The following is a 19,199-nucleotide window of genomic DNA, read 5'->3' on the forward strand; positions in this document are numbered from 1 at the left end:
TGGGTGACAGCGCGCCGAACACACCCCGCGAAGGGGTGGAGAACCAGCGGTGAGCTGCTGGTGAGCGCTGCGGGTGTTTCCCGGCTTGTGACAGTGGTTCGGGGCCACCCGGGAACCGGATTGGGTCGGTTTGTCCTCGTTACCGTTCTGTGACACACCGGGTTCTCGCGGCGGGCCGTCGAACACGCGAATTCGTCGTCCCGAATCCCTCTGATCAGGTCTTTTCCGTCGCAGAGGGCACCATCGAGGTGGCAGGATCGTCGAGTTCCGAGACGACGGTGTCTCCGCTGTCATCCCGAAAGGCTCCATCCCATGTCGTTCTGGGCCCTCTTCCTCATCGCGCTCGGTGTCTCCGCCGACGCGTTCGCCGTCGCACTCGGCAAGGGCCTGCACATGCGGCGGTTCGCTGTTCGCCAGGCCGTCGTCATCGCCGTCGTGTTCGGCCTGTTCCAGGCGGTGATGCCACTGCTCGGCTGGCTCCTCGGCACGACCTTCGCGGGAGCGATCGCGGACTACGACCACTGGGTGGCGTTCGGGCTGCTCACGCTCGTCGGCGGCAAGATGCTGTGGGAGGCCTTCAGCGGGCACGAGGACACCGACGAGGACACCGATCGTCTGCGCATCCGCGAACTGCTGGTGCTGGCGATCGCGACGAGCATCGACGCGCTGGCGGTCGGCATCACGCTGGCGTTCCTGCCGGTGTCGATCGGGTGGGCGGTCCTGCTCATCGGCATCACGACGGCGGTGTTGAGCTTCGTCGGGGTGGCCGTCGGACGCCGCGTCGGTGCCCGCTTCGGCAAGCCGGCCGAGATCGCGGGTGGTGTGGTGCTCATCCTCATCGGCGTGCAGATCGTGCTGGAGCACACCGGCGTCCTCGGCTGACACCGACGGACCGCCGGTCGTGGTGAGAGGATCGCGTCGTGCTCACCGATGCCGCCATCGTCGCCGCGCTCCGAGCGGCCCACCCTCGCGACTACACGATCACCGAGGTGGAGGCGGTCGACGGTGTCGCGAGCATGGTGATCGAGCAGGCCGGTGGGCAGAAGGCGCATCTGCGGGTCCGGTTGCCCTCGACCGGGGCACCGCAGTGGTGGTTGCACGCCCCTCCTGAGGACGCCGGGGACTGGGCGGGTCAGTTCCTCACCTGGACCGACGAAGAGGTGGACACCGACGGTCTCGGTGCAACACGTGCCAGGACGACGATCGACGGCGCGAGTCACGTCATCGCTGAGAACTACGGGTGGCGGCTCTCCGACCAGGTCGAGCACGCCCGGCTCCACGCCCTCGCAGGCCCGTTCGGCTGGCACGACGGAGGGCGGTCGGTCGGTCCGGACGGCCCCCTGCCCGTACCCGCGGAACGGGAACTCGTGGTCGACGGTGAAGTCTTCCTCGTGTCCGTGCAGGGCACCAGCCACCAGGTCACGTGGCTCAGCGGCCCGAACGCCGGATACGGTTACGGCGGGACGCTCGGCGGCAGCCGCGGGATGAGTGCCGAGTCGATCGAGGCTGTCGTCGCTGCCACCGTGGGCGACGACGAGCACATGCGCCGGAACATCCGCGCCTTCCTGGCGGAGATCGACCCGACCACCGGGTTCCTCCGGGACGACGACGAGACCTGACCCTCAGAGGACCGGCACCTCCCGCCGGTGCACCGGCCCGTTCCCGTCGACGAGCGCGCCGCCCGGAGCACCCCGGCGGACCGCCACCACCTCGGCCATGATCGACAGCGCCATCTCGGCAGGGGTCTCCGCCCCGATGTCCAGACCGATCGGGGACCGCAGCCGCTCGGTGTCCGGCGTCCCGAGCGCGCGCAGTACTGCCATCCGCCGCTCGTGCGTCGACCGGGACCCCATCGCTCCGACGTACCCGGCGCCCCGACGGAGCGCGAGGTCGAGCACCTCGGCGTCGAACCGGTCGTCATGCGTGAGCACGATGACGACGGTGTCCGGTCCGATCGCGGTGTCGGCGAGGACCCGCGGCGGCCACCCGACGACACGTTCCTGCGCCGCCGGGAACCGCTGGTCGGTGAGGAACACCGGCCTCGGGTCGACGACGGTCACCGCGTAGCCGAGCATCGCCGCCGTGTTGGTCACGGCGACGGTGAACTCGACCGCGCCGACGACGATGCACCGCGCCCGGCCGCCGGCGTACTCGGTGAAGACGCGGGTGCGGCAGCCGTCCGACGCCGTCACCACGGTGCCGAGCGAGGCACCGTCCAGGGACAGGCCGAGCGAGGTCGGCGCTCCGGCAGCGGCGGCACGGAGCGCGTCGACCACGACGGCGTCGGTCGGCAGGACGCGGTGCACGAGCACCTCGACCCGGCCCCCGCACCGCGGACCCGGCGCCCAGTCGGCCAGGGGGTCGGACGGGTCCTCGAACCCGAAGCGTTCCAGGACGGGGACGCCGGTCGCCAGGACCTCCTCGGCGGTGCCGTACAGCGACCCCTCGACGCATCCACCGGAGATCGTCCCGACGACCTCGCCGCCGGGCAGCACCGCCATCGAGGTGCCGGTCCCGCTCGGTGCACTGCCCTGGACGTCGACGGCGGTCGCGACGACGACGGGGTCACCGGCCTCGAGCACGGCCAGGAGGCGCGGTGCCAGTTCGAACATCAGGCACCTCCGGCGTCGGTCGCGTCCGCCAGCAGCGCCCACACCCGGTCGCGGGTCATCGGCAGCCGGTACGGCCGGATGCCGATCGCGTCCCGCACGGCGTTGGCGACCGCCGGGGCGACCGGGTTGTACGGGGCCTCGCTCATCGACTTCGCTCCCAGAGGTCCGAGCGGGTCGTGGGTGTCGGCGAACAGCACCTGCGTCCGCGGGACGTCCGAGATCTTCGGCACCCGGTAGGAGCGGAAGGCGTCGGTGGTGACCCGGCCGGTGTCGTCGAGCACGACCTCCTCGTACAGCGTCGACCCGATCGCCTGCGCCGCGCCGCCCTCGACCTGGCCGCGCAGCTGCTCGGGGTTGAGGACCGTGCCGGCGTCGACGGCCTGGACGCTCTGCAGGACGCGGACCTCGCCGGTCGGACGGTGCACCGCGACCCGAGCGCCGTGCACCGTGAAGGCGAGCGACCGTGGGGTGCCGTCGTGGCTGGCGTGGGCGATCAGCGGACCCTCGGCGAGGAGTTCCGCGTGTCCGACGAGTTCGTCCCCGACGCGGACCCCCTCGGGCTCGACGGCGATGGCGGGTCCGAGCACGCCCGACGCGGTCCTCGGCGTCCGGGCCGCGACGAGCGCGAGCGCGCGGGCGGTCAGGTCGTCCCGGAGTGCCTGTGCGGCGGCGTACAGCGCGCGACCGGCGACGACGACCCCGGCGGACCCGAACGCCCCGGTGTCGTGCCGGGCGGCGTCGGTGTCGGACTGGTGCACGTCGACCCGGTCGGGCGTGGTGCCGAGCGCGGTGGCGACGAGCTGCGTGTGCACGGTGGTGGTGCCGTTGCCGAACTCCGCCGTGCCGACGCCGATCCGGTACCGCCCGCCGGGCAGGAGTTCGACGGACGTGTGTGCGTGGTGGCCCCGGGGCGGCATGGTCGCGATCGCCGCGAGGGCCATCCCGGTCCCGAACGCCCAGTCCGCGGAGCGGTTCAGCCCGGGGCCGCTCAGTTCCGGGCCGTCCATCCGGGGGACCTCGGGCAGCGGTCCGGCCAGGGCGTCCTCGACGAGGTCGAGGCACTGGTCGAGCCCGTAGCTGCCCTCCCACCGCAGGTCGCTCTGTTCGTGCGGGTCGGTGACGACGAGCGGGTCGCCGGGCACCACGACGTTCCGCCGTCGCAGTTCGACCGGGTCGATGCCGAGTTCACGGGCGAGGTCGTCCATGGCCGACTCGATCGCGAACACCACCTGTCCGAGCCCGTACCCGCGGAACGCCCCCGAGGGCAGGTTGTTCGTGTACACCGACTCCGCGTCGACGCGCTTCACCGGGCACCGGTACACGGCGACGGACTCACTGACGGAGTGGAACATGACGCCGATGCCGTGGTTGCCGTACGCCCCGGTGTCCATCGTCTGGTCGACGTGCAGCGCCGTGAGCGTGCCGTCCGGGTCGGCGCCGAGCCGGACCCGGACGCGCATCGGGTGCCGCGTGGGGGCGACCGTGAACTCGTCACGTCGGCTGAACTCGAACTGCACGGTGCGGCCGGTCCGCAGTACCGCGAGGGTGACGAGGTCCTCGGTGAGCAGCTCCTGCTTGCCGCCGAACCCACCGCCCACCCGCTTGGCGACGACGCGCACCCGGGCCGGGTCCAGCGAGAAGACGCGGGCGATCTCGTCCCGCACGAGGAACGGGACCTGTGTGGCGGTCCGGAGCACGAGCCTCCCGTCCGGGTCCATCCACCCGCGGGTGGCGTGCGTCTCGAGGGCCGCGTGCGAGACACGGCCGGTGGTCCAGACACCGTCGACGGTCGCGGCCGACGCGGACAGCGCGGCCTCGACGTCGCCGGTGCCGCCGTGGAGGCTCGCCACGACGTTCCGTGCGGGCTCGCCGATCCGGTGCTCGGCCGTCGTCTTGTCGCCGTGCAGGAGCGGGGCGCCCGGTCGGCGTGCGGCGTCCGGGTCGTGCACGCTGTCGAGGACCTCGTAGTCGACGTGGACCAGGGCGCACGCCTGCTCGGCGATCCGCACGCTGTCGGCCACGACGGCGGCGACGCGCTGGCCGCGGAACCGCAGGACCCGGTCGAGCACGCGGGTGTCGTCCGGGTCGTCGAGCCGGGACTCGTGACGGCCGGTGGAGAACAGCACGCCGGGGTCGTCCCGGTACGTCAACACGGCGTGGACGCCGGGGAGGGCCTCGGCCGCGACGGTGTCGATCGACCTGATGCGGGCGTGCGGGTGCGCGCTGCCGAGGACGGCGAGGTGCAGCAGCGCCTGGGTCCGCCGGAGCCCGTCGCCCGAGCCGGAGAGCGGGCCGTCGGGCAGGTCGAGCGTGTACTCCTCGCTGCCGGAGACGATGCGCCGGGCTGCCGGTGCCGCGACCGAGGTGCCGATCGCCGCCCCCGGTGCTGCGCAGGTGGTGTTCACGACGCCGTCGAGCGCGTCCTCGATCGCCCGGTACCCGGTGCAGCGGCAGAGGTTGCCCTTCAGCTTCCGGTGCCGGTCGGCCAGGTCGTCCTCGGTCAGCGTCGAGGCGGTGACGACGAAGCCCGCCGTGCAGAAGCCGCACTGGAACCCGGGTGCCTCGGCGAACGCCCGCTGGACGGGGTGCGGGTGCTCCGGGGTGCCGAGACCGGCGGCCGTGGTGACCGTGCTGCCCTCGAGCCGGTGCGCGGGCGTGATGCAGGAGTGCACCGGCACCTGGTCGACGAGGACCGTGCAGGCACCGCAGTCGCCGGCGTCGCAGCCCTTCTTCACCGAGGTCACGCCGTGCTCGCGGAGGAGGGTGCGGAGGACCTGGCCGGGCTGCGGAGTGACGTGCAGCGGGACGCCGTCCACCTCGAGCCTCATCGGGTGCCCGCCGTCGCCGCGCCCGCTGCCTCGGCCGCTTCGGCCCGGAGCTCGTGGGCGAAGACGCTGCTCACGGCCCGTCGCCACCGGGGCGATCCGTGCGGGTCGTCGTACCAGTCCGCGTCGGACCCCAGCACACGCTCGAGCGCCGCGTCCACCTGGTCGGCCGTCGGGACCACGGGCCAGCGGAACACCACCGGGCGCCGGGTCGCCGCCGTGACGACGAGCACGAAGCCCGCGGCCGACCACCGAGCGGTGACGAGCGAGCCCGATCGACCGTGCGGACTGAGCGACACCCGGCGGAACCCGGTCGTCGCCCGGAGTGCCCGCTCGGGCAGGTCGAACGCCCGGATCACCTCGCCGTGCCGGAGGTCGAGCGTCCGCACCCCGAGCACGAGCCGCGCGACGGGGATCCGGCGCTCCCCGCCGTCGGGCGTCCACACCACCGCGGTCGCGTCGAGTGTCACGAGCAGCGCCGTCATCGCGCCCGCCGGCAGTCCGACCGCCACGTTCCCGCCCACGGTCGCCGCGTTCCACACCTTGAACGAGGCGAGCAGTGCGTTGGCGCACCGGTCCACCAGCGGCCAGGCGGTCCAGGCGGGGTCCGGCTGCACGCGGAGCAGCGCGGCGATCGTGCACGTCGCCGCGATCGTCAGCGTGCCGGGCGTCCGTTCGACGTCGGGCCAGCCGAGGGTCGTCAGGTCGACGAGCCCGGTCAGGCCGGGCTGTTCCTCGGAGAAGAGCCAGGTGCCGCCGCCGAGCGGGCGGTCACCGGGAGCGAAGGCGAGGTCGTCGCGGTGCGACGGTGTCCGCACGGTGCGGACGGAGACGAGGTCCATGGACGGGTCCGATCGGGGCAGGGCGGCAGGGGACGACGAGCGCACCGACTCGTCGGCCGTGCGCGATCATGCCCCGGTTCCATGCCATGTCGCCACGCTAGGGAACCGGTGTTTCAGCGTCGTTACGGGGAAGCAACAGCCGGTGTCGGGTGGTGCACCGGACCCGTGACCTGCTCGACCTCTCCCCGAAACACGCGGGTGCCATCCTCCGGGACATGACCGTTCCCCCGCCCGACACCCGCGTCGCGTCGCCCGGACCCGCCGGCGACCCCGGCAGCGGCCTCGCGTTCGACCGGCTCGACGACGACGCTGCCCGGGCACTCGTCACGTCGTGGGCCGCCGTGCCCCGGTGGGTCGACGCCGTCCTCGCCGGCCGTCCGTACGGGTCGGCGGACGCCCTCTCCACCGCGGCCGCCCGGCTCGCGCGGACCTGGACCGACGACGAGGTGGAGGCCGCCCTCGCCGGACACCCGCGGATCGGGGACCGGCCGGTGGGCGACGGGGTCGCGGCAGCAGCCTCCCGGCTGGAGCAGGCCGCCTCGGCGGACCCGGACGCGGACACCGCGGCCGCGCTCCGGGCGGGCAACGCCGCCTACGAGGCGCGCTTCGACCGGGTGTTCCTCATCCGGGCCGCCGGCAGGAGTGCCGACGAGGTGCTCGCCGAACTGCACCGCCGCCTGGATGCCGACGACACCACCGAGCGTGCCGAGGTCGCCGACCAACTGCGGGAGATCGCCCTCCTCCGACTCGACAGGAGCGTCCGATGAGCCACCTCAGCACCCACGTGCTGGACACCACGAACGGCTGGCCGGCTACCGGGATCTCCGTCTCGTTGACCGACGCCGACGGGGCGCTCGTCGCCTCCGGGCGCACCGACGGCGACGGTCGGATCAGCAGCCTCGGGCCGGACCTGCTCCCGCCGGGGGAGTGGACGCTGTCCTTCGCCACCGGCGCGTACTGGGCGGCGCTCGACACCGGGACGTTCCACCCCCGCGTCACCGTGACCATCACCGTGCCCGAGCAGCCGGACGGGCTGACACCGGACGATCCCGCCCCGCACCTGCACGTCCCCCTCCTGCTCAGTCCGTTCGCCTACTCCACCTACCGAGGGAGCTGACCCACCATGACCGACACCAGCACCGCACCCGACACCAGCACCGCCGTGCCCACCACTGTCCACCTCGGCGCCAACCAGTACGGCAAGGCCGAGGTCCGCCTGGTCCGCATCACCCGCGACACGGACCGCCACGAGATCGAGGACCTCACCGTCACGACCCAGCTGCGCGGCACGGCGCTCGTCGACTCGTACACGGACGGCGACAACGCGAAGGTCCTGGCCACCGACAGCCAGAAGAACACCGTCTACGCCTTCGCCCGCGAGCACGGCGTGCACAGCCCGGAGGAGTTCCTGCTCCGCCTCGGCCGGCACTTCACGACCGCGTTCGACTGGTACGACGGCGCGACGCTGTCCGCCGAGCAGCACACCTGGGAACGCATCACGGTCGCCGGCCGCGAGCACGACCACGCCTTCGTCCGGGCCGGCGCCGGCACGCGCACGGCCGTCGTGCAGGTCGACGGCGAGGACGTCCACGTGATCGCGGGCATCACCGACCTGACCGTGCTGAAGTCGACCGGCAGCGAGTTCCACGGCTTCCCCCGCGACGGGTACACGACCCTCGCCGAGACCGACGACCGGATCCTCGCGACCTCCGTGACGGCCCGCTGGCGGTACCTGCCGGACGCGGTCGCCACCGGCATCGACTACGACGCCGTGCACGCGGGGGTCCTCGCCCGGATGCTCGAGACCTTCGCCGACCTGCACTCGCTCGCGCTGCAGCAGACCCTGTTCGCGATGGGGCGCACCGCGATCGAGGCGTTCCCGGAGATCGCCGAGGTGCGCTTCTCGATGCCGAACAAGCACCACTTCCTGGTCGACCTGGCACCGTTCGGCCTCGACAACCCGGGCGAGGTGTTCTTCGCCGCGGACCGTCCCTACGGCCTCATCTCGGGCACGGTCGTCCGGGACGGCGTCGAGGGGGCTCCCGCAGCCTGGCTCGCGGTACCCGGCTTCGTCTGAGGGTCGGACATGAAGACGGCCGACACTCGACCGGGTCGGGTGGTGGGCGTCGTCCTCGCGGCCGGCGCCGGCACCCGGATGGGCCGTCCGAAGGCACTGGTGCGTCGATCGGACGGCCGACCGTGGGTCGACCTGGCGGTCGCGGCCCTGCTCGACGGCGGCTGCGATGCGGTCGTCGTCGTCGTCGGTGCCGCCAGCCGGGAGGCCCGTGCCCTGGTCCCCGAGCGGTCGGCGGTCCGCACCGTGGTCGCCACCGACTGGGAACGCGGGCCGTCCGCCTCGCTGCTGACCGGTCTGACGGCCGCGGCGGAGGACCCGGACGTCACCGCCGTGCTCGTCACGCTCGTGGACCTGCCGGGGCTGCCGGCGGGGGCGGTGCGTCGGGTGCTCGACGACCACGGTCGCGCGGCTGCGGACCGCGCGTCACTCCGACGGGCGGTGCACGGCGGCCGGCCCGGGCACCCGGTGCTCATCGGGCGCGACCACTGGGACGCGCTCGGGGAGTCCCTCGGCGCCGCAGCCGGGGAGGACCGAGGAGCCGGGCACTGGCTCCGGTCGGCCGGCACGCAGCCGGTGGAGTGCAGCGACCTCTGGGACGGTGCCGACCAGGACCGCCCGGGGGTGGGCGTCACCTGACCCGGACATGACGGTAGGCCCGTGGCGGACTCGCCACGGGCCTACCGTCCGGTGTGGACTACGCGACCGTCGCGCGCGCCTCGGCGAGGGTCGGGTAGTCGGTGTAGCCCTCGCCGGTCTGGCCGTAGAAGAACTCGGGCCGCGGCTGGTTGAGCTCGGCGTCCTGCTCCCAGCGCTCCGCGAGGTCCGGGTTGGCGATCGCGGGGCGGCCGACGGCGATCGCGTCGGCGACGTCGCCCTCGACGACGGCGACGGCCTCGTCGCGGTCGGTCATCACGCTGAAGCCCGAGTTGACGACGAACGGCGCTCCCGCGGTGCGGCGGATGTCCTGCACGAGGTCACCGGCCGGCTCGGCGTGCAGGACGTCGATGAAGGCCAGGCCGAGCGGCGCCAGGCCCTCGGCGACCGCCGTGTAGACGGCGCGCACGTCGGCGGCGTCGTCCTCGATGACGCCCTGGATGCCGTGCTCGGGCGACAGTCGGATGCCGGTGCGGTCCGCGCCGACGGCCGCGGCGACGGCGGTGACGACCTCGACTGCGAAGCGAGCGCGGTTCTCCGGCGAGCCGCCGTACTGGTCCGTGCGGGTGTTCGAGTGGCGCGACATGAACTCGTGCACCAGGTAGCCGTTCGCGCCGTGCACCTCGACGCCGTCGATGCCCGCGGCGATCGCGTTGCGGGCCGCCTGGACGAAGCCCTGGACTGCCTCGGCGACCTCGTCGGTGGTCAGCTCGTGGGGGACCGGCATGTCGGCCTTCGAGCCGTCGGCCAGGTGCGTCTGACCGGGGGCGGCGACGGCGCTCGGGCCGACGATCCGCGGGGTCTGGGAGATCGAGGGGTGCGAGACACGACCACCGTGCATGAGCTGCATGACGATCGTGCCGCCGCGCTCGTGGACGGCGTCGGCGACGCGGCGCCAGCCGGCGATCTGCTCGTCGGTCTCGATGCCGGGCTGTCCGGGGTAGGAGCGGCCCTCCTGCACGGGCCAGGTGCCCTCGGTGATGATCATGCCGAGCGTCGCACGCTGCGCGTAGTGCTCGACGAGCAGGTCGTTCGGGACCCCGTGCTCACCGGCGCGGGTGCGGGTGAGCGGGGCCATGACGATGCGGTTGCTGAGTCGGAGGGCGCCGAGCGCGGTGGGTTCGAAGAGCTTCACGACGAGCGGGAACGTCGAGCGCGTGTTGCACATTCCGACTTCGGCGGAAGGACGGTCAGGGGCGCGGGCACACCAGCGTGGAGGAGCGGACCTGACCCTCGGGGCGGATCACGGTGTGCAGGGACAGCGGCTGGTGGCAGATCGGGCAGCCGCGGTCGATCGTGCGGTCGTCGAGGCCCTCGGGGTGGCCCGCACCGATCTGCGACGGACCCATCTTGTCGATGAGTGTCGTGTTCCAGCGCCCGTACCAGTCTGCGAAACGTCCCATGGCGACCCTTCCGTTCGTGCCCTGATCGTTAGTGTACTCGCGTCCGCGATCAGGCGTGGTCGACGACCTCGAGCAGTGCCGTCAATTCGTCCTTCAGGGCCTCGAGTCGCGCCGCCGGCCACCCGAGTCGTGCGGCCACCGCGACCGGGACCGTCTCGGCACGGTCCCGCAGCGACCGTCCGGCGGTCGTCAGGGACACCGCGAGCTGTCGCTCGTCCTCGGTGCTCCGGCTGCGGCGGACGTACCCGGAGGCCTCCAGGCGCTTGAGCAGCGGGCTGAGCGTCGCCGACTCGAGCCGGAGTTCGCCGGCGATCTCGCGGACCGAGCGCGGGTCGCGCTCCCAGAGGGCGAGCATCACGAGGTACTGCGGGTGCGTCAGACCCAACGGTTCGAGGAACTCCCGGTAGAGCCCGACCACGCTGCGACTCGTGGCGGCGAGGGCGAAGCAGAGCTGCCGGTCGAGGGAGAGCGGGTCGGTCGCGAGCATTGCCCCACCGTACCCTTCGTGCACGAACTGGTCGCGATCCGGGCTGCGGAACACCGGTGTTCGTCTGTTGCGCCGCGCATCTGCGCGATGTGCCCGACGGACACCGGTGTCGTGCCGGGGTGGACGACGGACGGGAGGCCCGGTGCCGGTCTCGTGGACCGGCACCGGGCCTCCCGCCGGTGACGCTGGTGCCTACGCGCGGTGCGACGGCGAGTGACCCGAGTCGTGGGTCGGCGCGTCCGGCTCCGCCGGGGCGGCGTGCGACCCGTGGTGGGCGCCGCCGTCGTCCGTCGGGGCAGACGGCCCGTGCTGCGTCGCCGGCTGCATGCGCTCGAGCTTGGCGCCCTCGACGTCGACGTCCGGCAGGATCCGGTCGAGCCACTTCGGGATCCACCAGGCGCTCTTGCCGAGCAGGTGCATCACGGCCGGGATGAGCAGCATGCGGACCACGAACGCGTCGAGCAGGACACCGAACGCCAGGCCGAAGCCGATCGGCTTGATGGTCGACGACTCCGAGAAGATGAACCCGGCGAACACCGAGATCATGATGATCGCGGCCGCCGTGACCACCGCGCGGCCGGCGTGCAGACCGCGCTGGACCGCGACCTTCGCGCTGGCGCCGTGCGCGTACGCCTCACGCATGCCGGAGACCAGGAACAGCTGGTAGTCCATCGCGAGACCGAACAGGATGCCGATCTCGATGATGGGCAGGAAGCTCAGGATCGGTGCCGGGTCGTGCACACCGAACACGCTGCCGAGCCAGCCGAACTGGTAGATGGCGGTCAGACCACCGAACGAGGCGAGCACCGACAGGATGAAGCCCGCGGTCGCCGTGATCGGGACCAGGAAGGACCGGAACACGATGATCAGGATGATCAGCGACAGTCCGACCACGACCGCCAGGTAGAGCGGCAGCACGTTCGCGAGCTTCTCGGACACGTCGATGTTGGCGCTCGCGTTGCCGGCGACGCCGAGCTCCACCTTCCCGTCGTCGGTCGAGACGCTCTGGGTGCGGAGGTCCTTGACGAGCTCCTCGGTGGAGACGCTGTCCGGACCGCCGTCCGGCTTCACCTGGAAGGCGATGATCGTACGGTCCTTCGACGCGCCGATCGGCAGGACCGCGTCGACGTCGCCGTTCTTCGCGAGCGCCTCGCCGATGGTGACCTCGGTGCCGGTGACGTCGTCCTCGCTGATCGCCTTCGGCAGGGTGGCGACGACGAGCAGCGGTCCGTTCTGGCCGGCGCCGAACTCCTTCTCGAGTGTCTTGTACGCCTTGTACTGGCTGGACTCGACGGCCTCGGACGAACCCGAGGGCAGGCCGAGGCGCATCTGCGTCGCGGGCAGTGCGATCGTGCCGAGGACGGCGACGCCCGCGACCAGGGTGATCACGGCACGCCAGGTCGACATCGGCTTGTTCGGCACCTGGACCGAGCCGGTGTGGCCGATCTGCTGACGCTCCTTCTTCCGGAGGATCCGGAAGCCGAGCAGCGACAGCAGCGCCGGCGTGAACGAGGTCGCGATGAGGATCGCGAACAGGACCGCGACCGCACCGACCGTGCCCATCAGGCCGAGGAACGGGATGCCGGTGATGTTCAGCGCGAGCAGCGCGACGATGACCGTCGTGCCCGCGAAGACCACCGCGTTGCCGGAGGTGCCGTTCGCGAGCCCGATCGACTCGTGCACGCCCATGCCCTGCTTCAGCTGGGTCCGGTGGCGGTTGAGGATGAACAGCGAGTAGTCGATGCCGACCGCCAGGCCGAGCATCACCCCGAGCACCGGCGTGACCGAGATGAACTCGACCAGGTCGGAGAAGGACAGTGAGGCGAGGGTCGCGACGCCGACACCGAGCACGGCGCTGAGCAGCGGGATCGCGGCACCGATGACCGTGCGGAGCATGAGGAACAGCACGAGGGCGGCGATGATGACGCCGATGATCTCGCCCGGTCCGAGGATCGAGGGCACGCCCTGCGCGATGTCGTTCGACACGAAGACGTCGACGCCGCTGATCTTCGCGGCATCGGCACGGTCCGAGATCTCCTGCTTGGTGGTCTGTGGCACCTCGTAGGTCGACTTCGTGAACTGCACCGTGCCGATGGCGGCGGAGTCGTTCGACGAGACGAACCGGATGTCCTTCGACAGGTCGAGCAGGTCGGAGCCCTGTTCGAGGTCGCGTTCGTTGTCCTCGAGCTTCTGCGTGTTCTGGTCGATGGTCTTCTGCGCGTCGGTGATCTGCTGCTCACCCGCGGTCAGCTGCTGCTTCTGGGCGTCGATCTGCGCCTGCGCCTGCGTGAGCTGCTGCTGACCGGCCTGCGCCTGTGCCTGTGCTGCGGCGCTGGCGGCCGCGGCGGCTCCGGCGGCCTGTGCCTGGGCCTGTGCCTGCGCCTTCTGCGCGTCCAACTGGGCCTGGGCGTCCGCGATCTGCTGCTGGCCGGACTCGAGCTGGGCCTTCTGGGCGTCGAGCTCCTTCTGCCCGTCCTCCAACTGCTGACGGCCGTCCGCGATCTCCTTGCGCCCGTCGACGATCTTCTGCCGCTGGTCGTCGAGCCGCTGCTGGGTGGCGAACCCGTCGGTGGTGCCCTTGACGCCGGGCAGGTCCTCGAGGTCGGTGAGGAACGACTTGACCTCGTCCTGCTGGCTGTCGGTGAAGGCCTTGCCGTCGGTCGTCTGGAAGACCAGCGTGCCGTTGCCGCCGTTCGCGCTCGGGAACTTGTCGGCCAGCTCGTCCTGTACCTGGCTGGTCTTCGTGCCGGGGATCGTGATCGAGGACGAGATGGTGCCCGAGAACAGGCTGAAGGTGACACCGGCGATCGCCATGAGGACGATCCAGGCGATGATCACCGTCCAGTGTCGGCGGGCCGCGAAGCGACCGAGGCGGTAGAGGAGACCGGCCATGCTGGGCCCCGTTCCTTTCGTCGTGGGTGTGCTGTCGAACGGGGTGCGCCGGTGGACCCCTGGGAGGACGTCGGTGTGGTCAGTGGTCGGGCAGATACCCGCTGCGGACGCTGTGCACGAGCCGTCCGAGCAGGGCGTCCCAGTCGTCCCGGGCCTGTTCGTCCAGGCGGGGGCCGGTGGTCACCAACCAGTGCTCGGCGATGACGACGATGCCGCTCATCAACGAGTCCACCAGGAGTGCGGTGTCCAGGGCATCAGCTGCGGGATGACGTCGCGCCACCTCGCTCCGGAGGCGCCCGGTGACCCGGGCGAACGCGGTCTGTGTGAGGGCGGCCGCCTTCGGGTCGTCCTCCTCCGGCTCGCCGAGGATCCGGTGCAGCCGGACGATGGCGCCGGCCAGGTCCGTGCCGCGGGCGGCGGACTCGAGTTCGTCGAACATCGCTGCGCGTGAGCCGTCGCCCATCGGGGTGTTCGCGATCTCGGCGAGGAACCGGTCGATGATCACCGACAGGGCTTCCTCGCACACGGACAGGCGGATCTCGTCGAGCGAGGCGAAGTGGTTGAAGACCGTGCGGCGGGCGACGTCGGCGCGGGCCGCGAGCTCGTCGACGCTGAACTCCCCGCGCTCCTCGATGAGATCGCGCGCGGCCTGCAGGATCGCTTCCCGGTGTCGCGCCTTGAGGGCAGCACGGCGATCGGGTGAGAGGGTCACGAGAAGACACTAGGTGCAACGATGCACTCGGTGCATCCAAACCGGGGTGATCCACAGGTTCGACCCTCGATGGCCGAGCACGAGGCTGGCCGAGGCGTGGTTGAAAACACATGATCGCGGATCCGTCCACCCCCTGGTCGGGGGTGTGTGGATCCGTACCCTGGAACAGCTGGCCCAGCCCCCGTCAGCCACATCGAGCACCGTTGACTCCTGTTCGATGCGCACGACACAGCCTCAGGAAGGCACCCGTGTTCCAAGTCGACAGTTCCCATCTCGCCCCTGCTCCCGTCTCCGACCGCTCGCTCGGTCTCCCGGAGTGGTCCGCGGGCCTCAACGTCCGGCGCCTCCGCTCCTCGCCGTTGGCACAGGACCTGGGCGAGTCCTGCTTCCGCGGAGTGGGCGGGTACCACCCGTCGGCGCTCCGAGAGGTGGCGTAGCCATGGGGCGGAACTCGATCAGCGCGCGATCGACCGGGACCCAGTGGTTGCTGTCGGTCGGGACGACGCCGTTGCTCCGGGTCGACACCCGTGCGGAAGCCGAGGAGTCGGGCCGACGACTGGCCGAGGTCCTGGGGATCGGGTTCGAGACGACCGGCGGGCTGGACTGAGCACCTGCTCGGGCTCAGACGGGCGGGAGCGTCGCTGTGGCAGGCGTGTTCTCCCGACGGAGTGCATCGGCGAGACGTGCGGCGAAGCGCCCGACGACGGCGGCTTCGTCGTCGCTGAGTTCGTCGATCACGGCCGTGACGGGCGTGTGGATGTGCCCGTAGGCCCTCGCGAGGTCTTCGCTCGCCGCCACGGTCGGGACGAGCACCACGCGCCGGCGGTCATGGACATGGGGACGGCGCTCGACGCGGCCGTCCCGGAAAAGGCGGTCCACGAGCTTCGTGACCCCGGCCGTGGACAGGCGGAGTCTGAGCGCGAGGTCCGTCGGGCTGAGGAACCGTTCGACCCGGCCGGCGTCCACGAGGTGCATCAGTGCCAACGCGTCGATCGGACGCATCTGCAGTGCCCGGAGTGCGCCTTCGTCGGCGTCGTGGATGCTGTCGCTCAGCGACTGCAGACTCGCGAGCGCTGCCGCACCGGCAGCGGTCCGTGGCTGCGCGGCGTAGAGGTGCTGCGAACTGCTGGTCCTGTCGTCGGTACCCATCGGCACACCGCCCTCGTCGTTCCGTCGATGCTCCCACCGGTCCCTGGGAAGTGAAACTGGGTAAGTAATCAGCGACGCGAGACAAGTGTCGACCGCAACGATGCCGCCGGGGTCCGGTGGCACAGAATGTGAAGGAGACACCCATGTCGAACACGGCAGGAAACCCCGCACGGCACGACAACGTCGTCCGTCGCACTTGGAACGAGACGAAGTCCGCACTGAAGACCACGGAGTTCTACGCGTGGATCGTGGTGTCGCTCGCCATCCTCATCGCGTCGGCGGTCGTCGACAACGCCGACGAGGGCCACACCGGTTTCGGTGCCGACCAGGCCTGGTTCTACGTCGCGCTCGTGACGATGGCCTACATCCTCAGCCGCGGCATCGCCAAGGCCGGCGTGCGCAAGCCCGAGGACGACGACGACCGTCGCGACGGCAACGGGCGCTCGAACTGATCTGACGTCGCCCGCTCTTCCCGGTCCACGACCGGGAGGGGCGCACCGGCGAGTTGATGCTCGCGAACCCGGATCTGGTGCTCCGGACCACGGGCCGTTCCGATTCCATCCGGAACGGCCCGTCGTCATGCCCGCCGGATGTCCGGTGGAGCGCTCACCGACCGGGGGACACGCGCGTCAGCGGAGGCGTCGGAACGTCGCGCGGATGTCGGCGACGAGCAGCTCCGGCTGTTCGAGCAGCGCGAAGTGCCCGCCGCGAGCGACCTCGTTGAAGTGCACGAGGTCGGCGTACCGGCGTTCGGCCCATCGTCGGGAGCGTCGGACGTACTCGCCGGGCATGATGCTCAGGCCCACGGGCACGGTCAGTGGTTCCTCGATGGTGCCGGGGCTGACCCACCCGGTCCTGGCCGACTCCCAGTACATCCGGGCAGCGGAGGCCGCCGAGTTGGGGAGCCAGTACAGCATGACGTCGTCGATGACCTCGTCGAGTGTGAACAGTGCCTCGACGTCGCCGTGTTCGTCGTGCGAGCCGCCGACGTCCTGGAACATGGCGTAGATCCACGCGGCGAGACCGACGGGAGAGTCGGTGAGCGCGTAGCCGATGGTCTGGGGCCGGGTCGACATCTGCTGCGAGTACGCGGACAGCACCTGCCAGTAGTACCCGCCCTCCCGGAGCATGCTCTGCTCCTCCGACGTGGCATTCCGTGCTTCGTCGTCCGTCGGCTGGAAGAGCGCCATGTTGAGGTGGATGCCCGCGAGTCCGATGTCCTCCGAGGCCTGCAGTGCGGCGAGTTCGGCGGTGACGGTGGCACCCAGGTCACCGCCCTGCGCGAACCAGTCCTCGTACCCGAGCCGCACCATGAGCGCTGCCCAGGCCCGCGCGGTGCGTGCGAGGTCCCACCCGGTGGTGGTGGGCTTCCCGGAGAACCCGAACCCGGGGAGACTCGGGATGACCAGGTGGAAGGCGTCCTCGGGTGTGCCTCCGTGCGCGACCGGGTCGGTCAGCGGTCCGATGGCATGGCGGAACTCCAGGACGGAGCCGGGCCAACCGTGGGTGAGGAGCAGCGGGCGTGCTCCGGGGACGGCCGACCGGACGTGCAGGAAGTGGACCTCCAGCCCGTCGATGGTCGTCGTGTGCTGTCCCCAGCTGTTGAGCAGTCCCTCTGTCCGGCGCCAGTCGTAGGCGGTCGCCCAGTGGTCGACGAGCGCCTGGACCTTCTCGAGGCGCGGCCCCTGCGACGTGTCCTCGACGGTCTCGCGCTCCGGCCAACGAGTGGCGAGGAGCCGTCGCCGGAGGTCGTCGAGGTCTGCCTGCGGGACGTCGAGGGTGAACGGTGTGACGGTCGTGGTGTCGTCCAAGGGGACTCCTTCGTGTCGGGCACGGAGCCGGTCCGTGTGCAAGATGATCTTGTCACAAGACGATCTTGTCCGTGTATCGTCGTGGACATGAACCGTTCCGGACGTGCCGAACCGACGACGGGCCTCCCGGAGATGGACTGGGCGGCCGGCGGCATCGAGACCGAACTCGGATGGGCCCTGCCGCTGGTGCTGCAGGAGTTCACCCGCCTGGGGACCGACGCCGTCGCCGACGTCCCCGGCGGACCGCGTGGGTACCAGGTGCTCGTCGCGATCACGACCGAGGAGACGTCCTCGCAACTCGCCCTCGCCCGGCGACTCGGGGTCGACAAGACCCAGATGACCTACGTCGTCGACGCGCTCGAGGCCGGTGGGTACGTCGAGCGTCGCCCCGCGCCGACCGACCGGCGAGTCCGTCAGGTGCTCCCGACCGCTGCGGGCCGGGAACTGCTCGCCCGGGCCCGCCTGTCCCTCCGTGACGCCGAGGGTGTCCTGATGGGCCACCTGAGCGAGGACGAGCAGACGTCCGTCCGGCACCTGCTCGCCCGTGTCGCACTCGCTGCGGGCGCGACCGCGCCCGGAGCCGACCCCGCGTTCCAGCACCCGCTGGCCGCCCCGGAGCGCTCGCGCCGGAACCCCCCGTCGTCGATCCCGTCGACCACCCCACAGTGAGGCCCCTCCCATGACCAGCACCGTCCTCGTCGCCGGCGCAACCGGTGACCTCGGCCACCGCGTCGTCCGCGACCTCCTCGGCCACGACGTCCGGGTCCGCGTCCTGACCCGTCCCGGCAGCGCGTCCGCCGCCGCCCGCTTCGGCGACCACCCGCAGGTCGACGTCGTCGTCGCCGGCTACGACGACCACGACGCCCTGACCCACGCGGTGGACGGTTCCGACGTCGTGGTGTCGACCGTCAGCGGCACCCGGCCGGTCATCGTCGACGCGCAGCGCGCACTCCTCGCGGCGACCGTCGCCGCCGGGGTGCCACGGTTCATCCCGTCCGACTACTCGGCGGACTACCGACGGATCGCGCCGGGGACGAACCGGAACTTCGAACTCCGTCGCGAGTTCGCCGCGGACGTCGACGTCGCACCGGTGCAGGCGACGTCGATCCTCACCGGGATGTTCACCGACCTGCTCACCGGAGAGGCGCCGATGATCCTGTTCGGTCGCCGCCTGGTCCTGTTCTGGTCATCCGCCGACCAGGTCCTGGACTTCACCACGAAGGACGACGTCGCCCGGGTCACCGCCCTCGCCGCCCTGGACGACGACGCTCCCCGGGTGATCGAGATGGCGGGCGACCAGCTGACGGCCCGTGACGTCGCACGGACGGTGAGCGAGCTGACCGGCGCCCGCTTCCGACTGCAGTGGGCGGGGACGACCGGCACGCTGTCCGCCATGAGCGCGGTCGGGAAGCGACTCGCGAAGGACCCCGACGAGACGTTCCCGGCGTGGCAGGGGATGCAGTACTTCGTGAGCATGTTCAGCGGTCAGGCGCAGCTGCGGCACGTCGACAACGGGCGGTACGGCACGCACGAGTGGACGAGCGTGCGTGACGTCCTCCGGACGCACCTCACGGAGCAGGGGTCGGCGACGACGGGGCGGTGACCACGGCCGAGAGGTCGCGCGTTTCGTATCGATACACAAATCGCTTGCCTTCCGGCCTCCGACCCGCTTAGCGTGACGGTGCCGGCCTCCGTCGAGGGGCCGGGAGGGCGGACGACGACGTCCGCCTCGCCA

Annotated in this window: 20 protein-coding genes; 10 read left to right on the plus strand and 10 right to left on the minus strand. The window is 71.5% G+C overall.

Going from position 1 to position 19,199, the window contains the following annotated elements:
* Positions 1 to 312 precede the first annotated feature (312 nt).
* Complete coding sequence (locus DEJ33_RS10385) at positions 313 to 882, plus strand: manganese efflux pump MntP family protein (protein ID WP_111079509.1); 570 nt, start codon at positions 313 to 315, stop codon at positions 880 to 882.
* A 38-nt stretch (positions 883 to 920) separates the two neighbouring features.
* Positions 921 to 1,619, plus strand: coding sequence for a hypothetical protein (locus tag DEJ33_RS10390; protein ID WP_111079507.1), 699 nt, complete (start codon positions 921 to 923; stop codon positions 1,617 to 1,619).
* Between the two features lie 3 nt (positions 1,620 to 1,622).
* On the opposite strand, the gene DEJ33_RS10395 is transcribed toward DEJ33_RS10390, so the two are convergent.
* The 3 genes from DEJ33_RS10395 to DEJ33_RS10405 are packed head-to-tail and all read right to left on the minus strand — an operon-like array spanning position 1,623 to position 6,279.
* Positions 1,623 to 2,612 (minus strand): XdhC family protein, encoded by a 990-nt coding sequence (locus tag DEJ33_RS10395; protein ID WP_111079505.1) that lies wholly within the window; start codon positions 2,610 to 2,612, stop codon positions 1,623 to 1,625.
* Positions 2,612 to 5,440: a molybdopterin cofactor-binding domain-containing protein gene (locus DEJ33_RS10400; protein WP_111079503.1), complete on the minus strand. Its 2,829-nt coding sequence runs from the start codon at positions 5,438 to 5,440 to the stop codon at positions 2,612 to 2,614. The genes DEJ33_RS10395 and DEJ33_RS10400 overlap by 1 nt, the downstream gene beginning before the upstream one ends.
* Positions 5,437 to 6,279 (minus strand): xanthine dehydrogenase family protein subunit M, encoded by an 843-nt coding sequence (locus DEJ33_RS10405; RefSeq protein ID WP_111079501.1) that lies wholly within the window; start codon positions 6,277 to 6,279, stop codon positions 5,437 to 5,439. Before DEJ33_RS10405 ends, DEJ33_RS10400 begins: the two co-directional genes overlap by 4 nt.
* Before the next feature lie 215 nt (positions 6,280 to 6,494).
* On the opposite strand from DEJ33_RS10405, the gene uraD reads away from it, so the two are divergent.
* The 4 genes from uraD to DEJ33_RS10425 are packed head-to-tail and all read left to right on the plus strand — an operon-like array spanning position 6,495 to position 8,992.
* Complete coding sequence (gene uraD, locus DEJ33_RS10410) at positions 6,495 to 7,046, plus strand: 2-oxo-4-hydroxy-4-carboxy-5-ureidoimidazoline decarboxylase (protein ID WP_111079517.1); 552 nt, start codon at positions 6,495 to 6,497, stop codon at positions 7,044 to 7,046.
* The gene (uraH, locus tag DEJ33_RS10415; RefSeq protein ID WP_111079499.1) at positions 7,043 to 7,396 is read left to right on the plus strand and encodes a hydroxyisourate hydrolase; all 354 of its coding nucleotides are present in this window, start codon (positions 7,043 to 7,045) and stop codon (positions 7,394 to 7,396) included. The genes uraD and uraH overlap by 4 nt, the downstream gene beginning before the upstream one ends.
* A gap of 6 nt (positions 7,397 to 7,402) precedes the next feature.
* A complete protein-coding gene (gene pucL / locus DEJ33_RS10420) occupies positions 7,403 to 8,356 on the plus strand; it encodes a factor-independent urate hydroxylase (protein WP_111079497.1) in 954 nt (317 codons plus the stop codon).
* 9 nt (positions 8,357 to 8,365) lie between these two features.
* Positions 8,366 to 8,992, plus strand: a complete 627-nt coding sequence (locus tag DEJ33_RS10425) for an NTP transferase domain-containing protein (protein WP_111194904.1) — start codon at positions 8,366 to 8,368, stop codon at positions 8,990 to 8,992.
* Between the two features lie 58 nt (positions 8,993 to 9,050).
* On the opposite strand, the gene DEJ33_RS10430 is transcribed toward DEJ33_RS10425, so the two are convergent.
* The 5 genes from DEJ33_RS10430 to DEJ33_RS10450 form a co-directional block, all read right to left on the minus strand.
* Entirely contained in the window at positions 9,051 to 10,145 is a 1,095-nt protein-coding gene (locus DEJ33_RS10430; protein WP_181437295.1) for an alkene reductase, read from the minus strand.
* A gap of 55 nt (positions 10,146 to 10,200) precedes the next feature.
* Positions 10,201 to 10,413: a hypothetical protein gene (locus DEJ33_RS10435; protein WP_110904323.1), complete on the minus strand. Its 213-nt coding sequence runs from the start codon at positions 10,411 to 10,413 to the stop codon at positions 10,201 to 10,203.
* Positions 10,414 to 10,462: 49 nt separating this feature from the next.
* On the minus strand, positions 10,463 to 10,900 hold the full coding sequence (locus DEJ33_RS10440) for a MarR family winged helix-turn-helix transcriptional regulator (RefSeq protein ID WP_111079515.1): 438 nt from the start codon (positions 10,898 to 10,900) through the stop codon (positions 10,463 to 10,465).
* A gap of 192 nt (positions 10,901 to 11,092) precedes the next feature.
* Positions 11,093 to 13,792, minus strand: a complete 2,700-nt coding sequence (locus DEJ33_RS10445; protein WP_111079492.1) for an MMPL family transporter — start codon at positions 13,790 to 13,792, stop codon at positions 11,093 to 11,095.
* 79 nt (positions 13,793 to 13,871) lie between these two features.
* Positions 13,872 to 14,504, minus strand: a complete 633-nt coding sequence (locus DEJ33_RS10450; RefSeq protein ID WP_110904325.1) for a TetR/AcrR family transcriptional regulator — start codon at positions 14,502 to 14,504, stop codon at positions 13,872 to 13,874.
* A 439-nt stretch (positions 14,505 to 14,943) separates the two neighbouring features.
* Here DEJ33_RS10450 and DEJ33_RS17255 point away from each other — a divergent pair, with 439 nt between their 5' ends.
* The gene (locus DEJ33_RS17255) at positions 14,944 to 15,111 is read left to right on the plus strand and encodes a hypothetical protein (protein WP_181432983.1); all 168 of its coding nucleotides are present in this window, start codon (positions 14,944 to 14,946) and stop codon (positions 15,109 to 15,111) included.
* Between the two features lie 14 nt (positions 15,112 to 15,125).
* Here the strand turns inward: DEJ33_RS17255 and DEJ33_RS10460 are convergent, their stop codons facing one another.
* Complete coding sequence (locus DEJ33_RS10460; RefSeq protein WP_111079490.1) at positions 15,126 to 15,653, minus strand: MarR family winged helix-turn-helix transcriptional regulator; 528 nt, start codon at positions 15,651 to 15,653, stop codon at positions 15,126 to 15,128.
* A 143-nt stretch (positions 15,654 to 15,796) separates the two neighbouring features.
* On the opposite strand from DEJ33_RS10460, the gene DEJ33_RS10465 reads away from it, so the two are divergent.
* Entirely contained in the window at positions 15,797 to 16,105 is a 309-nt protein-coding gene (locus tag DEJ33_RS10465) for a hypothetical protein (protein ID WP_110904327.1), read from the plus strand.
* Positions 16,106 to 16,282: 177 nt separating this feature from the next.
* On the opposite strand, the gene DEJ33_RS10470 is transcribed toward DEJ33_RS10465, so the two are convergent.
* The gene (locus DEJ33_RS10470; RefSeq protein WP_181436637.1) at positions 16,283 to 17,464 is read right to left on the minus strand and encodes an epoxide hydrolase family protein; all 1,182 of its coding nucleotides are present in this window, start codon (positions 17,462 to 17,464) and stop codon (positions 16,283 to 16,285) included.
* Positions 17,465 to 17,551: 87 nt separating this feature from the next.
* Here DEJ33_RS10470 and DEJ33_RS10475 point away from each other — a divergent pair, with 87 nt between their 5' ends.
* Together DEJ33_RS10475 and DEJ33_RS10480 are read left to right on the plus strand one after the other, a co-directional pair.
* Positions 17,552 to 18,133, plus strand: a complete 582-nt coding sequence (locus DEJ33_RS10475; RefSeq protein WP_111079511.1) for a MarR family winged helix-turn-helix transcriptional regulator — start codon at positions 17,552 to 17,554, stop codon at positions 18,131 to 18,133.
* A gap of 10 nt (positions 18,134 to 18,143) precedes the next feature.
* On the plus strand, positions 18,144 to 19,067 hold the full coding sequence (locus DEJ33_RS10480; protein WP_111079488.1) for an NmrA family NAD(P)-binding protein: 924 nt from the start codon (positions 18,144 to 18,146) through the stop codon (positions 19,065 to 19,067).
* Positions 19,068 to 19,199 lie beyond the last annotated feature (132 nt).

It is taken from the genome of Curtobacterium sp. MCPF17_047, from assembly GCF_003234045.1.
Taxonomy (GTDB): domain Bacteria; phylum Actinomycetota; class Actinomycetes; order Actinomycetales; family Microbacteriaceae; genus Curtobacterium.

Bases quoted from the DNA above. Each gene is read 5' to 3' on its own strand.
- DEJ33_RS10475 (WP_111079511.1), top strand. From the start codon at position 17,552: ATGAACCGTTCCGGACGTGCCGAACCGACGACGGGCCTCCCGGAGATG.
- DEJ33_RS10405 (WP_111079501.1), bottom strand. From the start codon at position 6,279: ATGGACCTCGTCTCCGTCCGCACCGTGCGGACACCGTCGCACCGCGAC.
- DEJ33_RS17255 (WP_181432983.1), top strand. From the start codon at position 14,944: ATGGGGCGGAACTCGATCAGCGCGCGATCGACCGGGACCCAGTGGTTG.
- DEJ33_RS10460 (WP_111079490.1), bottom strand. From the start codon at position 15,653: ATGGGTACCGACGACAGGACCAGCAGTTCGCAGCACCTCTACGCCGCG.
- DEJ33_RS10480 (WP_111079488.1), top strand. From the start codon at position 18,144: ATGACCAGCACCGTCCTCGTCGCCGGCGCAACCGGTGACCTCGGCCAC.
- DEJ33_RS10445 (WP_111079492.1), bottom strand. From the start codon at position 13,792: ATGGCCGGTCTCCTCTACCGCCTCGGTCGCTTCGCGGCCCGCCGACAC.
- DEJ33_RS10395 (WP_111079505.1), bottom strand. From the start codon at position 2,612: ATGTTCGAACTGGCACCGCGCCTCCTGGCCGTGCTCGAGGCCGGTGAC.
- DEJ33_RS10425 (WP_111194904.1), top strand. From the start codon at position 8,366: ATGAAGACGGCCGACACTCGACCGGGTCGGGTGGTGGGCGTCGTCCTC.
- DEJ33_RS10385 (WP_111079509.1), top strand. From the start codon at position 313: ATGTCGTTCTGGGCCCTCTTCCTCATCGCGCTCGGTGTCTCCGCCGAC.
- DEJ33_RS10435 (WP_110904323.1), bottom strand. From the start codon at position 10,413: ATGGGACGTTTCGCAGACTGGTACGGGCGCTGGAACACGACACTCATC.
- uraH (WP_111079499.1), top strand. From the start codon at position 7,043: ATGAGCCACCTCAGCACCCACGTGCTGGACACCACGAACGGCTGGCCG.
- uraD (WP_111079517.1), top strand. From the start codon at position 6,495: ATGACCGTTCCCCCGCCCGACACCCGCGTCGCGTCGCCCGGACCCGCC.
- DEJ33_RS10465 (WP_110904327.1), top strand. From the start codon at position 15,797: ATGTCGAACACGGCAGGAAACCCCGCACGGCACGACAACGTCGTCCGT.
- DEJ33_RS10400 (WP_111079503.1), bottom strand. From the start codon at position 5,440: ATGAGGCTCGAGGTGGACGGCGTCCCGCTGCACGTCACTCCGCAGCCC.
- DEJ33_RS10440 (WP_111079515.1), bottom strand. From the start codon at position 10,900: ATGCTCGCGACCGACCCGCTCTCCCTCGACCGGCAGCTCTGCTTCGCC.
- pucL (WP_111079497.1), top strand. From the start codon at position 7,403: ATGACCGACACCAGCACCGCACCCGACACCAGCACCGCCGTGCCCACC.